The organism is Cupriavidus pauculus, assembly GCF_003854935.1.
Lineage (GTDB): Bacteria > Pseudomonadota > Gammaproteobacteria > Burkholderiales > Burkholderiaceae > Cupriavidus > Cupriavidus pauculus_C.
Genome location: NZ_CP033969.1, coordinates 1,350,531 through 1,364,292 on the forward strand (window position 1 = coordinate 1,350,531; position 13,762 = coordinate 1,364,292).

Genomic DNA, 13,762 nt, shown 5'->3' on the forward strand with positions numbered 1-13,762 from the left:
GCGCGCCGTCTTCTCTCGTACCGTTCCAATCCATGGCAAGAATCTTCCTCCTGCTGGCTGTCGTGCTGGGCATCCTGTGGTGGCTGCGCGCGCGCGCCAGCGCGCAGCGGGGTGACGAGCAGGCCCAGGCGCAGGCGCGGCGCGAGGCCGCCCGGGCGGACGGCGCGGACGGGTCGTCCGAGCCGATGGTCCAGTGCGCGCAATGCGGCGTGCACCTGCCGGGCAGCGACGCCATTGCCTGGCACGGCCTGCACTACTGCCGCCGCAGCCATCTGCCCGATTCCGCCGGCGAGGGCGGCGCATGACGCGGCGGCCGTCGGCCTGGGCCAGGCTGAGCGGCTGGCACCTGCTTGCGGCGCTCTGGCGCCAGCCCGAGCCGCCCGACTTCCACTGGCGCCTGCTGCGCTACTTCTGCTGGACCCGCGCCGCCGTGGCGCTGCTGCTGCTGGGTTATGCCTGGCTGCCGCTGGAGCGCGGCAGCAGCGCCGTGTCGATGGTCGGCATCGCCACCAGCGCCCGCACCGCGGCGGCCATCCCCGTGGTGGTGCCGTATCTCTGCATCGCGCTGGCCACGCTGCTCGGCACGCTGTGGCGGCGCCACTTCCACCTGCGCGTGCGCGCCCAGGTCATCGTCGATCTGCTGCTGCTCGCCGCCATCTATCTGGTGCTCGGCGGCGCCGGCAGCCACGGCGAAGGGCTGGCGATGATCTTCCTGCTGCCCGCGCTGGAGGCCGGCGCGCTGACCAGCCTGCTGTTCGCGCTGTTCACGGCGGCCGTGTCGGCGATGCTGGTGATGTTCAACCCGTTTGCCCAGACGCTGCTGGCCCGCCAGGCCGACGCCAACCTGCTGGGATCGGGGCTGTTCGGGCTGGTCTTCATGATTGCCGCGCTGGTCATGTACACGCTGGCCAACCGCCAGATCGCCCAGGAGCAACTGGCGCTGGCCCGCGAGCAGGAACTGCGGCTGCAGCAGCTTGTGAACCGGCTGATGGTCAACGACATGCAGGACGGCGTGATGCTGGTGCGCGCCAACGGTGCCGTGGTGGCGGCCAACCCGGCCGCGTTCGTGCTGCTGGGCGTCCAGCCGCACGAGCGGATCAAGCAGGGCCAGGTGCGCGCCGGCGAGCGCGAGAACGTGCTGTTCGACCTGCGCCGCATCCCGCGGCTGCAGCCGCTGATGGAAATGCTGCGCGACTGGATTCATCGCAAGGACGACGTGCCGCGCATCCTGCAGTTGCTGCCGCTGCCATCGCGCCCGTCGGCCAGCCGCTCGCCGATGCTGCACACGCGGCTGCGGCTGCGCTTCGTGCTGCCGGGGCTGGCCGGGCTGCGGGCCACGCTGGGCGGTGTGTCCACGCTGGGCGGCGACACGGCCGGCCTGCACGATATGTCGCCCGAGGGCGCGGCGCGGCTGCGGCTGGCCATCGCCCAGAACGAGGCCATGGCGTGGAGCCCCGAGGACGAGACGCTGCTGCGCAGCGAGATGCGCGACACGGTGCTGGTGCATATCGAAAGCTGGGAACGCATCGCCGAGCAGGTGCAGCAGGAAAAACTGGCCGCGATGGGCCGGCTGGTGGCCAGCGTGGCGCACCAGATCCGCAACCCGCTGGCCGCGATCAGCCAGGCCAACGAACTGCTGGCCGATTCGGGCGGCGGCGAGGGCAACATCGACGCGCGGCTGCTACGGATCATCAGCGACAACGTGCGGCGGCTGGACCAGGTGGTGTCCGACGTGCTGCAGCTGTCGCGCCGGCCCAGGACCGACCAGAGCGCCGTGGACCTGGCGCAGGCGCTGCCCGAGATCGTCGACCGCTGGCGGCTGGAAATGCGCGCCCGCGCCGGCACCCGCGCCGAGGTCAACGCCAATGCGATCCGCGTGACCGTGGACCTGCAGGGGCCGGTGATCTTCGACGTGGCGCAGCTGCAGCAGGTGCTGGGCAACCTGCTGGACAACGCCTGGCGCTACTGCAGCCGGCTGCCCGGCGCAATCCGCATGCTGGCCCACGCGCTGGACCAGCACCATGCGGAGCTGATCGTCTGGAACGACGGCGCCGAAGTGGCGCGCGACCAGCAGCGCAGCCTGTTCGAGCCGTTTTTCACCAGCAATCCGCAGGGCACGGGGCTGGGCCTGTTCATGGCGCGCGAGCTGTGCGGGGCCAATGACGCGCAGGTGCGCTACGGCGCCATCGTGCTGGACTCGCTGCTGGAGCGCACCGGCACGCTGGCCGGCGGGGCGCGCGATACACTGCCGGCCAAGGCGTTCGTGCTGACGATGCGCCTGCAGGCGCCAGACGTGGTCGACGCGGCCATCGCCTCCCACCCCGCTACCGCCACTGCCGCCCCCGCCCGCACGCCGCCGCGCACCGCACAACAATAACCGGACACCCACACCGCCATGCCAGCCCGACCGCCCGCTCCCGATCCGATCCTCGTCATCGACGACGAGGCCGACCTGCGCGAGCTGCTGGACATCTCGCTGCGCCGCATGGGCCATGACGTGGTGATGGCTGGCTCGCTGGCCGAGGCGCGGCTGCGGCTGGCCGAGCGCCGTTACAGCCTGGTGCTGACCGACATGCGGCTGGGTGACGGGCTGGGCATCGACATCGTGCGGCAGTTGTCGGCGTCGCCCGAACGCACGCCGGTGGCGGTGATCACGGCCTACGGCAGCGCCGACAACGCCGTGGACGCACTCAAGGCCGGTGCGTTCGACTACATCGCCAAGCCGGTGTCGCTGGACCAGCTGCGCACGCTGATCCTGAACGCGCTGGGGCGCCAGCAGCGCGCGCCGGTGGAGGGCGGGCAGGGCGCGGAGGCGTCGGAGCTGGCCGATCGCGCGGCGGGGCTGCTGCCGGGCGTGTCGGCGGCCATCAACGAGGTGCGGCGATCGCTGTCGCGGCTGGCGCGCAGCATGGCGCCGGTGGTGATCAGTGGCGAATCGGGCAGCGGCAAGGAGCGCGCGGCGCGCGCCATCCACGCCATCAGCGCGCGCTCGGCGCATCCGTTCGTCGCCGTGAACTGCGGCGCGATTCCCGAGACGCTGATGGAGGCCGAGTTCTTCGGCCACGTGAAGGGCGCCTTCACGGGCGCCGACGCCGAACGCGGCGGCTTCTTCCAGGCCGCCCATGGCGGCACGCTGATGCTGGACGAGGTGGCCGACCTGCCGCTGGCGATGCAGGTCAAGCTGCTGCGCGCGCTGCAGGAACGCCGCGTGCGCAAGATCGGCGCCAGCAAGGAAGACAGCGTGGACGTGCGCGTGATGTGCGCCAGCCACAAGGACCTGGCCGCGATGGTGGCGGCCGGATCGTTCCGGCAGGATCTTTATTACCGGCTCAACGTGCTGGAACTGCGCATGCCGACGCTGCGCGAGCGCGTGGAGGACGTGCCGGTGCTGGCCCACGCCATCCTGGAACACCTGGCCACGCGCTACGGCGACGCGCATCCGAAGCGGCTGTCGCGCGCGGCGCTGGAGCGGCTGACCGCCTACCCGTTCCCCGGCAACGTGCGGGAACTGGAAAACCTGCTCGAACGCGCCTATGCGTTCGCCGAGTCGGAAGAAATCGCCGTGGCCGACCTGGGGCCGCTGGACGCCGGCATGGAACGCGCGACGCTCTGGCAGGCCGGTGCGCCGGCGCCGATGCTGGCGCCCGCGCCGGCTCAGGCCGGCTATCACGCCTGGGGCGCCTCGGCCGGCTGGCCTGCGTCGACCGGCATGGCCGCGCCGGCCGCGCCGCCGCCCGAACTGGTGCCGGACCCGGCGCCGGGCGCCGCCGTGGCGCCCGACCCGCTGGCCACGGCGCTGGAAGACCTCGCGTTTCCGATCGACCTGCCCGCGCGGCTCGAAGCCGTGGAGCGCGAGCTGATCCTGCGCGCGTTGCGGCAGACCGGCTTCAACCGCACGGCCGCCGCGCCGCTGCTGGGGCTCAATTTCCGGCAGTTGCGCTACCGCATCCAGCAGCTCGGCATCCGCGACGAGCGCGAGGGCCGCGAGGGGCAGGCCGCCACCGACGACGGCGAGCCGCTGCCCGAAGGCGAGGGACGCGATGCCTGACACGGCCGGCGCGCCCGACGCCTTCCTGCCCGACGCCGACGGCTGGGTGCCGGCCGCGCGCCGCGTGTTGTCGCCGAACCACGACGCACGCCCGGACGGCGAGCCGGTGGACGTGGTGGTCATCCATAACATCAGCCTGCCGCCCGGCCAGTTCGGCACGGGCGACATCGAGGCGTTCTTCCAGAACCGGCTCGACGTGGCGCGGCATCCGTTCTTCGAGACGATCCGCGACGTGCGCGTGTCGGCACACTTCCTGATCGCCCGCGACGGCGAACTGGTGCAGTTCGTGCCATGCCGGCTGCGGGCGTGGCATGCGGGTCAGTCCGATTACTGCGGCCGGCCGCGCTGCAACGACTTCTCGATTGGCATCGAGATCGAAGGCGCCGATGACCAGCCGTTCACGCTGGCCCAGTACGACACGGCCGCCGCGCTGGTGGCGGGGCTGCGGGCGGCCTATCCGATCCGGGGCGTGGCCGGCCACAGCGACATCGCGCCGGGCCGCAAGACCGATCCGGGGCCCCATTTCGACTGGGACCGTTTTGCCAGGCTGGCCGGACTGCCCGGCAGCCTGCTGCCCTACCGGCACCCCGGCGACGACCCCGACTAGGGATTTATCCCGGTGTTGCACAAACGCCGCACGCACCGTTTGCACCCGGAGTTATGCCGGAAGACCTTACGTGGCGCAGGGTGTCATCACGGTGAAAAATTGCGGTGCGGCGGCCCTCGCGCCGCATCATTCCGGCGCATTCGCCGCTACAATCGCGCCCCCGGCCGGACGCTGTCCGCCCGATTCCGGGGCGCCTATCGGTAATCCATTCCCAATAAAAATTATTTCCGGATTGTGTGCGCCGCCGAACGTGACGGCGCCAAGCCTTGAGGCAGCGCGCTTTGCGGGAATGTGGCGCCGCCGCACCCGCCGGCGTGGACGCCGCCACGCACTTGTCAAGACTGGTCATTCGCTTTCGTTTCACTATACTTAGGCCCAGTTTTGATCGGCACCACAATATCTAGTGGTGCTGCCGGGGAACCGGCCCGGAAGTGCAGCAGGCGCCGCCGCAGGATGCGACGTCTGGGCCAGGCAAGGCCACCGGGCCGGCGCAGTACCGAAAGTCCCTAGCAAAATGTCCGTACGAGCAGTTTGGTTCGCATTTGGCAGCACCGGAATCAAGTGTCTTAGACAGCGCATTTTGCTAGGGACTTTGTCGTCTCAGTCGAAGAACTACAGCACTCATTACAGGGTTAAAACCGGAGTTACCTCATGCAAACGGCCCAAAACGAACAACAAACCACTGGCGTAACCGGCGCCACCGGCATTGGTGGCGCGGCAGCCGGCTCGCAGCAGGGCGCAGCCGCCGCAGGCGTTTCGTATCAGGACTACAAGCTGATCCGCCGCAATGGCGCCGTGGTGTCGTTCGAGCCGAACAAGATCGCCGTGGCCATGACCAAGGCATTCTTGGCCGTGAACGGCGGACAGGGCGCGGCCTCGGCGCGCGTGCGCGAGATCGTGGAGCAACTGACCCAGGACGTGGTGCGCGCGCTGCTGCGCAGCCGCCCGAACGGCGGCACGTTCCATATCGAGGATGTGCAGGACCACGTGGAACTGGCGCTGATGCGCTCGGGCGAGCATGAGGTGGCCCGTGCCTACGTGCTGTACCGCGAGAAGCGCACCCAGGAGCGTGCGCAGGCCAACGCGCAGGCCGTGGCACGCGTGCAGGAATCCGGCGTGTCGTTCAACGTGACCGACAACGGCGCCTCGCGCCCGCTGGACCTGGTGGCGCTGCACGCGCTGATCGACAACGCCTGCAGCGGCCTGGGCAGCGCCGTGAGCGCCGAGCCGATCCTGAAGGAAACGCTCAAGAACCTGTACGACGGCGTGCCGATGACGCAGGTCTACGATTCGGCCATCCTGGCCGCGCGGACCCTGATCGAGAAGGACCCGGCCTACAGCCAGGTGACCGCCCGCATCCTGCTGCACACGATCCGCAAGGAGATCCTGGGCGCCGAGGTGACGCAGGCCGAGATGTCGGCCAAGTACGCCGAGTACTTCCCGAAGTTCATCGCGCGCGGCATCGAGGCCGAACTGCTGGACGAGAAGCTGGCCACCTATGACCTGGCCCGCCTGGGCGCCGCGCTGGACGCGTCGCGCGACTTCCAGTTCAACTACCTGGGCCTGCAGACGCTGTACGACCGCTACTTCCTGCACGTGGACGAGCAGCGCATCGAGATGCCGCAGGCGTTCTTCATGCGCGTGGCCATGGGCCTGGCGCTGGAGGAAAAGGACCGCGAGGCCCGCGCCATCGAGTTCTACCAGCTCCTGTCGTCGTTCGACTTCATGTCGTCCACGCCGACGCTGTTCAACTCGGGCACGCGCCGCTCGCAGCTCTCGTCGTGCTACCTGACCACGGTCTCGGACGACCTGGAAGGCATCTACGAGGCGCTCAAGGAAAACGCGCTGCTGTCGAAGTTTGCCGGCGGCCTGGGCAACGACTGGACCAACGTGCGCGCGCTGGGCTCGCACATCAAGGGCACCAACGGCAAAAGCCAGGGCGTGGTGCCGTTCCTGAAGGTGGTCAACGACACGGCCGTGGCCGTGAACCAGGGCGGCAAGCGCAAGGGCGCGGTCTGCGCGTACCTGGAGACGTGGCACCTGGATATCGAGGAATTCCTGGAGCTGCGCAAGAACACCGGCGACGACCGCCGCCGCACCCACGACATGAACACGGCCAACTGGATCCCGGACCTGTTCATGAAGCGCGTGATGGAAAACGGCGAATGGACGCTGTTCTCGCCGTCCACCTGCCCGGACCTGCATGACAAGGTGGGCAAGGCCTTCGAGCAGGCGTACCTGGGCTACGAGGCCAAGGCCGCCAGCGGCGAGCTGAAGCTGTTCAAGAAGGTGCCGGCCATGCAGCTCTGGCGCAAGATGCTGGGCATGCTGTTCGAGACCGGCCACCCGTGGATCACGTTCAAGGACCCGTGCAACATCCGCAGCCCGCAGCAGCACGTGGGCGTGGTGCACAGCTCGAACCTGTGCACGGAAATCACGCTGAACACGAACGACAGCGAAATCGCCGTGTGCAACCTGGGTTCCGTGAACCTGGTGGCGCACCTGAAGCAGCAGGCCGACGGCACGCACGTGCTGGACCACGCCAAGCTGCAGAAGACCATCCGCACGGCGATGCGCATGCTCGACAACGTGATCGACATCAACTACTACGCGGTGGACAAGGCGCGCAATTCGAACCTGCGCCACCGCCCGGTGGGCATGGGCATCATGGGCTTCCAGGACTGCCTGCACGTGCTGCGCACGCCGTACGCCAGCGACGCCGCCGTGAAGTTTGCCGACACGTCGATGGAAGCGGTCTGCTACTACGCCTACCAGGCGTCGACCGAGCTGGCCGAGGAACGCGGGCGCTACAGCTCGTACGAGGGCTCGCTGTGGGATCGCGGCATCCTGCCGCAGGACTCGCTGAAGCTGCTGGCCGACGAGCGCGGCGGCTACCTGGACGTGGACCTGTCGTCGACGATGGACTGGGACAGCCTGCGCGCCCGCATCAAGCAGCACGGCATGCGCAACTCGAACTGCATCGCGATTGCCCCGACCGCCACGATCTCGAACATCATCGGCGTGTCCGCCTGCATCGAGCCGACGTTCCAGAACCTGTACGTGAAGTCGAACCTGTCGGGCGAGTTCACGGTGGTGAACGACTACCTGGTGCGCGACCTGAAGGCGCGCGGCCTGTGGGACGAGGTGATGGTTGCCGACCTGAAGTACTTTGACGGCTCGCTGGCCCGCATCGACCGCATCCCGCAAGACCTGCGCGACATCTACGCCACGGCGTTCGAGGTGGAGCCGACCTGGCTGGTGGAGGCCGCGAGCCGCCGCCAGAAGTGGATCGACCAGGCCCAGTCGCTGAACATCTACATGGCCGGCGCATCGGGCAAGAAGCTGGACGACACGTACAAGCTGGCCTGGCTGCGTGGCCTGAAGACGACGTACTACCTGCGCACGATGGCCGCCACGCACGTGGAGAAGTCCACGGTCACGCGCGGTTCGCTGAACGCGGTGTCGTCGGGCGCCACCGGCGGCTCGGCCATCGACGCGGCAGCCGCGTCGGCCCCGGCCATGCCGGAAGCCGAAGGCGCGGTCTGCACGATGCGCCCGGGCGACCCCGGCTTCGACGAGTGCGAAGCCTGCCAGTAACACATTGCATCCCCCCTCGGACTGCTCCCCGTTCCCGCCATGCGGGCGCGGGGCCGGGGGAGAGGGCCGGCGCATCGCTCGCCGACGCGCGGTGCCTGAGCCGCCCCTAATCGAATCTTGGAGAACACAACATGCTGAGCTGGGACGACGACGTTCAAGCCACCCCGCAGGCCCAGCCTGCCCTGCAACCCGCCATCCCGCCCGCGCCGGCCGCCACGGCTGACCAGATGGGCGTGCTGCCGCCAGCCGCCACGGCCCCGGCCGGCATCCTCGGCAACAACCCGAACGCCGCCGCCGCCCAGAGCACGCGCCGCGTGAACGCCGCCGACAAGCGCGTGATCAACGGCGCCACCGACGTGAACCAGCTGGTGCCGTTCAAGTACAAGTGGGCGTGGGAAAAGTACCTGGCCGGCTGCGCCAACCACTGGATGCCGCAGGAAATCAACATGTCGCGCGACATCGCCCTGTGGAAGGACCCGAACGGGCTGACCGAGGACGAGCGCCGCATCATCAAGCGCAACCTGGGTTTCTTCGTGACGGCCGACTCGCTGGCCGCCAACAACATCGTGCTGGGCACCTACCGCCAGATCACGGCGCCCGAATGCCGCCAGTACCTGCTGCGCCAGGCGTTCGAGGAAGCCATCCACACGCACGCCTACCAGTACATCGTGGAGTCGCTGGGCCTGAACGAGGCCGAGATCTTCAACGCGTACCACGAGGTGCAGTCGATCCGCGACAAGGACGAGTTCCTGATCCCGTTCATCGACACCCTGACCGACCCGTCGTTCAAGACCGGCACGCCCGAGAACGACCAGAAGCTGCTGAAGAGCCTGATCGTCTTTGCCTGCATCATGGAAGGGCTGTTCTTCTACGTCGGCTTCACGCAGATCCTGGCGATGGGCCGCCAGAACAAGATGACTGGCGCGGCCGAGCAGTACCAGTACATCCTGCGCGACGAGTCGCTGCACTGCAACTTCGGCATCGACCTGATCAACCAGATCAAGCTGGAAAACCCGCACCTGTGGACGGCCGAGTTCAAGGCCGAGATCACCGAGCTGTTCAAGAAGGCCGTGGACCTGGAATACCGCTACGCCGAGGACACCATGCCGCGCGGCGTGCTGGGCCTGAACGCGCCGATGTTCAAGAGCTACCTGCGGTTCATCTGCAACCGTCGCTGCCAGCAGATCGGCCTGGACCAGCTGTTCCCGAACGAGGAAAACCCGTTCCCGTGGATGAGCGAGATGATCGACCTGAAGAAGGAACGCAACTTCTTCGAAACGCGCGTGATCGAGTACCAGACCGGCGGCGCGCTGTCGTGGGACTGATCGGTCACCTGATCGAACCACGCGCTACGCGATGGAAGGGTCGGCTGCAGCGTAACAACGACAAGCATTGAACAGTCCAGGGCAGCCGGGACGGGTGTAACGGACATCGGGCGGGGAGCCCGGTGTCCGTTTTTCTTTTTGGGGCGGGAATGTGTGGAGGGGGGTTAAACCGTGCGTCTGCACGGTTTTTTGTTGAAAAGTGGGTAACCGTCCCATAAACCGTGCAATCAAACGGTTTTTATGGTTTTATCGCGCGGAAGCCAATAAAACCATGCGATCAACTAGTTTTTGTCGTTTCCCGGTGCTATCTTGGTTGAAACTAGTAGATCGCACAGTCTGGCGCACCCCATCATGCAATACACCCTCCAGCAAGCCTCGGACATCGGCGGCGTGATTCGCGCCGCGCGCAAGACGGCCAACCTGCGCCAGGACGACGCCGCCGGCGCCGTGGGCGTCAGCGAATCGTTCATGGTCAAGGCCGAGCGGGGCGCGGAAACCGTCCAGTGGGGCAAGTTGTTCCAGATCCTGCAGGGCTTTGGCGTGCGGGTGACCGTCGACATCCCGGACACCGATCTCGACGCGCTTGCCGAACAACTGGCCCGCGCCGAACGCCGGGCCGACGCCCGCCGGCAGCGCGCCCGGACCCGCGACGGCGACCCGCAGGCGCCAGCGTCCTCGACGGGAGAGACCGAATGACCGGGCGCGAACTGCTGGCATCGATCGACGGCAGCCTCGTCGGCACCCTGCGCGAGGACGGCAATCTCTGGAGTTTCGAGTACGCGCCATGGTGGATGGCCGACGCGTCCGCGTTCATGCTGAGCCCCCACCTGCCGATGCAGGCCGGTCCGCAGGCCGACGGCGCCACCGAGCGCGCGGTCCAGTGGTATTTCGACAATCTGCTGCCGGAAGAGGGCGCCCGGGCATTGCTGGCCCGCGACGCCGGGCTGCGCGACATCCACGACGCCTTCGCGCTGCTGGAATACTACGGACGCGAATCGGCGGGATCGCTGACGCTGCGCCGGCCGGACGACGTCGCGCCGCCCGACCACACGCTGCGGCCGCTCACCGACGCCGAACTCGATACGCGCATCCGCAACCTGCCGACCGTCCCGCTGACGCACGATGCACCCAAGAAGATGTCCCTGGCAGGCGCGCAGCACAAGCTGGCCGTGGTCCTGCGGGACGGCCAGTTGTTCGAGCCCAGCGGGCAGGCCGTGTCGACCCACATTCTCAAGCCCGACCATCCTCAGACGGACAACTATCCGTATTCGGTGATCAACGAGTGGTTCATCATGCGGCTGGCGGGCCGGGTGGGACTGGATGTCCCCCAGGTCGAGCGTCGCTACGTGCCGGCGCCCGTGTACCTGATCCGCCGTTTCGACCGGGCCGTGTCCAATGGCGTGACGACGCGCCTGCACGCCATCGACGGCTGCCAGCTGCTGAACCTGTCGCCGGCCATGAAGTACTCGGCATGGTCGCTGGCGTCGCTGGCCCGGCTCGCCAACGCGTGCCGGGCGCCCGCCGCGGCGCGGCTGCGGATCTACCGCTGGCTGCTGTTCTGCATCCTGGTCGGCAATGGCGATTCGCACCTCAAGAACCTGAGCTTCCTGGTGGATCGCCAGGGCATCTCGCTGGCGCCGCACTACGACCTGTTGTCCGAGAGCGCCTACGAAACCCGTGCCTACAGCCCGCGCGAGCGCTGGCCGGACCTGGTCGAATTCACCAGCCCCATCGCGGGCGAGCGGCGCTATGCCGGGTTCACGCGCACGTTGCTGGTCGATGCCGGCCAGTCGCTGGGCCTGACGCGCCCCACGGCCACGCGCCAGGTCGACGACATGCTGCGGATGATCCCGGCGCACGCCGATGCGCTGCTGGCCGAGACCCTGGACGAGAACGACCGGCTAGGCGCCGCGCGGCCCGAACTCCGCGCCACGTTTGCGGGTGAAGCGCGGCTGCTGCGCACCATCCGCCATGTGGTCATCGACGAAACCGTGGCGCGCCTGCTGGCCTGAGCGCGCCACACCGGCCGGCTCAATCCGCCGTCGCTCCCGACCGCTTCACCACCGACGCCCACTTGCGGATCTCGCTGTCCACGAACTTGCCGGTATCCGCCGGCGTCATCGGCATCGGTTCCGAGCCGCGGTCGGTGATGAACTTGCGCAGCTCCGGCGATTGCAGCGCCTTGACCGTTTCCGCGTTGAGCTGGCTGACGATGGCGGGCGGCGTGCCGGCCGGGGCCATCATCACGGCCCAGCCCAGGGCCTCGAAGCCCGGTACGCCCTGCTCGCGCACGGTGGGCACCGCCTGTAACTGCGGCACCCGCTGCGCCGTGGTCACGGCCAGCGGCACGGCCTTGCCGGACTGGATCAGCGGCATGGCGGCCGTCACGGAATCCACCATCAGCGGCACCTGGTTGCCCAGGAAATCGGCCTGCGCCGGGCCGCTGCCCTTGTAGGGGATATGGACGATGAAGGTGCCGGTCTGCGCCTTGAGCATCTCGGCCGACAGGTGTTGCGTGCCGCCGATGCCCGCGCTGGCGTAGCTGTACTTGCCCGGCGCCGCCTTGGCCTTGGCGATCAGGTCGCGCAGCGAGCCGAAGCCCGACTGCGGCGTGGCCAGGAACACCAGCGGCACCGAGAACACGCCCGAGACCGGCGCGAAATCCTGGCGCGGATCGTAGTTGACCTTCTTGTAGAGCGTCTGGTTGATCGCCATCGCGCTGCCGGCCATGACCAGCGTGTAGCCGTCGGCGGCCGCCTTGGCGGCGACTTCCATGCCGATGTTGCCGCCGGCCCCGGCGCGATTCTCGACGACGATCGACTGGCCTAGCTGTTTGCCGAGTTTTTCGGCCAGCGCGCGGGCAAAGATGTCGGTGGCCTGGCCCGGCGGGAAGGGCACGATCAGCTTGATCGGCCGCTCGGGCCAGGCTGCGTGGGCGGTGCCGGCGGCGGCCAGCAGCAGCGTGGCCAGCGTCAGGCCGGCGTGGGGGCGCAAGAACTTCAAGGGGGTCTCCTCAACTGTTTGGCGAAATGGCGACGTCTTTGTGCGTGGCGTCGTTCCCTGCGATTCTACGCGCGCCATTTTCAGAATCGGCTCAAAGACGGTGGGACGCCGAGTCCCTACGATCGACTGCGGACATCAACGAAGGAGAGCATTCCGATGCGAGCGGTCGTACTGCAACAGATGGGCGAAGCCCCACGCTTCATGAGCTTCCGTGACCCCGAACCCCGTGCCGGCGAAGTGTTGGTGCGCGTGTGCGCCGCCGTGATCCGGCCGGCGGACCTGGCCATTGCGCGCGGCCTGCACGCGTGCATGCCGCTGGAACTGCCCTATGTCTGCGGCAGCGATGGCGTGGGCTACCTGGCGGACGGCCAGCGCGTCTACTTCCGCGCCGAGCGCAGTCCGTTTGGCGCGATGGCCGAGTTCGTGCCGGCGCACTGGACGGTGCCGGTGCCGGACGAGGTGGAGTCGGCCCCCGCGGCCGCGCTGGTCGGGCCGGCCGTGCAGGCGTGGCTGCCGCTGGCGGTGCGGGCCGATCTGGCGCCGGGTGAGACCGTGCTGATCCTGGGCGCGGCAGGGCTGGCGGCGCGCCTGGCCGTGCAGGCCGCACGGCTGCAGGGTGCGGCGCGCGTGATCGTGGTGGGCCACCGCATCGACCTGGCCCACGTGACCGGCGCCGATGCGATGGTCGACCTGGCGCAGCCGCCCGCCACGCTGCAGCAGGCGTTCGCGGGCTTCGCGCTGGAAGGCATCGACGTGGTCGTGGATTTCCTGTGGGGCGAGGTGCTTGAGCTGCTGCTGGCGGCGCTGGTGCAGGCGGGCGGGCCGCCGGCGTCGGCGCGCGACCACGGCACGCGGATCGTGACGGTTGCCGACCGGCGCATGGCGCCGAGCGTGCTGATGGCGCCGTCGGCCCTGCGGGATTCCCGCGCCGTGGTGATGGGCTGCGGCCCCGCCAGCTATCCGCTCCCGGAAGACCTGAGGCTGCTCGTGGAGGACGTGCTGGGCTGCATGCGCGAGGGCCACCTGTCGGTCGACGCCGAGCAGATGGCCATGCAGGAGGTGGCCGCGGCGTGGCGGCGCGTGGGCGAGACCGGCCAGCGCGTCGTGCTGACGCTGGAGTGAGCGCGGGCCGGGATCAGGCGGGCCGGGATCAGGCGGGGCGGTGAGGCCGGGGTTGGGACC

10 protein-coding genes are annotated in these 13,762 nt (G+C 68.7%); 9 read left to right on the forward strand and 1 reads right to left on the reverse strand.

Annotated features, from left to right (window positions below; genetic code table 11):
* The first annotated feature begins 32 nt into the window (after positions 1-32).
* The 8 genes from EHF44_RS07915 to EHF44_RS07950 all read left to right on the forward strand — a co-directional run bounded on the left by EHF44_RS07915 (position 33) and on the right by EHF44_RS07950 (position 11,589).
* The gene (locus EHF44_RS07915; RefSeq protein ID WP_124683234.1) at positions 33-305 is read left to right on the forward strand and encodes a PP0621 family protein; all 273 of its coding nucleotides are present in this window, start codon (positions 33-35) and stop codon (positions 303-305) included.
* Positions 302-2,377 (forward strand): PAS domain-containing sensor histidine kinase, encoded by a 2,076-nt coding sequence (locus EHF44_RS07920; protein ID WP_124683235.1) that lies wholly within the window; start codon positions 302-304, stop codon positions 2,375-2,377. The genes EHF44_RS07915 and EHF44_RS07920 overlap by 4 nt, the downstream gene beginning before the upstream one ends.
* 18 nt (positions 2,378-2,395) lie before the next feature.
* On the forward strand, positions 2,396-4,048 hold the full coding sequence (locus tag EHF44_RS07925) for a sigma-54-dependent transcriptional regulator (RefSeq protein ID WP_124683236.1): 1,653 nt from the start codon (positions 2,396-2,398) through the stop codon (positions 4,046-4,048).
* Positions 4,041-4,655 carry a 1,6-anhydro-N-acetylmuramyl-L-alanine amidase AmpD gene (gene ampD / locus EHF44_RS07930; RefSeq protein WP_124683237.1) on the forward strand — a complete coding sequence of 205 codons (615 nt, stop codon included), beginning with the start codon at positions 4,041-4,043 and terminating at the stop codon, positions 4,653-4,655. Before EHF44_RS07925 ends, ampD begins: the two co-directional genes overlap by 8 nt.
* A gap of 651 nt (positions 4,656-5,306) precedes the next feature.
* Positions 5,307-8,252: a ribonucleoside-diphosphate reductase subunit alpha gene (locus EHF44_RS07935; RefSeq protein ID WP_124683238.1), complete on the forward strand. Its 2,946-nt coding sequence runs from the start codon at positions 5,307-5,309 to the stop codon at positions 8,250-8,252.
* Positions 8,253-8,383: 131 nt separating this feature from the next.
* On the forward strand, positions 8,384-9,577 hold the full coding sequence (locus EHF44_RS07940) for a ribonucleotide-diphosphate reductase subunit beta (protein WP_124683239.1): 1,194 nt from the start codon (positions 8,384-8,386) through the stop codon (positions 9,575-9,577).
* 351 nt (positions 9,578-9,928) lie between these two features.
* The gene (locus tag EHF44_RS07945) at positions 9,929-10,273 is read left to right on the forward strand and encodes a helix-turn-helix domain-containing protein (protein ID WP_124683240.1); all 345 of its coding nucleotides are present in this window, start codon (positions 9,929-9,931) and stop codon (positions 10,271-10,273) included.
* On the forward strand, positions 10,270-11,589 hold the full coding sequence (locus EHF44_RS07950; protein WP_124683241.1) for a HipA domain-containing protein: 1,320 nt from the start codon (positions 10,270-10,272) through the stop codon (positions 11,587-11,589). Before EHF44_RS07945 ends, EHF44_RS07950 begins: the two co-directional genes overlap by 4 nt.
* 19 nt (positions 11,590-11,608) lie before the next feature.
* On the opposite strand, the gene EHF44_RS07955 is transcribed toward EHF44_RS07950, so the two are convergent.
* A complete protein-coding gene (locus EHF44_RS07955) occupies positions 11,609-12,580 on the reverse strand; it encodes a tripartite tricarboxylate transporter substrate binding protein (RefSeq protein ID WP_437340319.1) in 972 nt (323 codons plus the stop codon).
* A 156-nt stretch (positions 12,581-12,736) separates the two neighbouring features.
* On the opposite strand from EHF44_RS07955, the gene EHF44_RS07960 reads away from it, so the two are divergent.
* Positions 12,737-13,702: a zinc-binding alcohol dehydrogenase family protein gene (locus EHF44_RS07960; protein WP_124683242.1), complete on the forward strand. Its 966-nt coding sequence runs from the start codon at positions 12,737-12,739 to the stop codon at positions 13,700-13,702.
* Positions 13,703-13,762: the final 60 nt, after the last annotated feature.

What these genes read in the sequence shown, in the direction of transcription:
- EHF44_RS07960 (WP_124683242.1), top strand. Translation starts at nt 12,737, where the DNA reads ATGCGAGCGGTCGTACTGCAACAGATGGGCGAAGCCCCACGCTTCATG.
- EHF44_RS07950 (WP_124683241.1), top strand. Translation starts at nt 10,270, where the DNA reads ATGACCGGGCGCGAACTGCTGGCATCGATCGACGGCAGCCTCGTCGGC.
- EHF44_RS07915 (WP_124683234.1), top strand. Translation starts at nt 33, where the DNA reads ATGGCAAGAATCTTCCTCCTGCTGGCTGTCGTGCTGGGCATCCTGTGG.
- EHF44_RS07925 (WP_124683236.1), top strand. Translation starts at nt 2,396, where the DNA reads ATGCCAGCCCGACCGCCCGCTCCCGATCCGATCCTCGTCATCGACGAC.
- EHF44_RS07945 (WP_124683240.1), top strand. Translation starts at nt 9,929, where the DNA reads ATGCAATACACCCTCCAGCAAGCCTCGGACATCGGCGGCGTGATTCGC.
- EHF44_RS07940 (WP_124683239.1), top strand. Translation starts at nt 8,384, where the DNA reads ATGCTGAGCTGGGACGACGACGTTCAAGCCACCCCGCAGGCCCAGCCT.
- ampD (WP_124683237.1), top strand. Translation starts at nt 4,041, where the DNA reads ATGCCTGACACGGCCGGCGCGCCCGACGCCTTCCTGCCCGACGCCGAC.
- EHF44_RS07920 (WP_124683235.1), top strand. Translation starts at nt 302, where the DNA reads ATGACGCGGCGGCCGTCGGCCTGGGCCAGGCTGAGCGGCTGGCACCTG.
- EHF44_RS07935 (WP_124683238.1), top strand. Translation starts at nt 5,307, where the DNA reads ATGCAAACGGCCCAAAACGAACAACAAACCACTGGCGTAACCGGCGCC.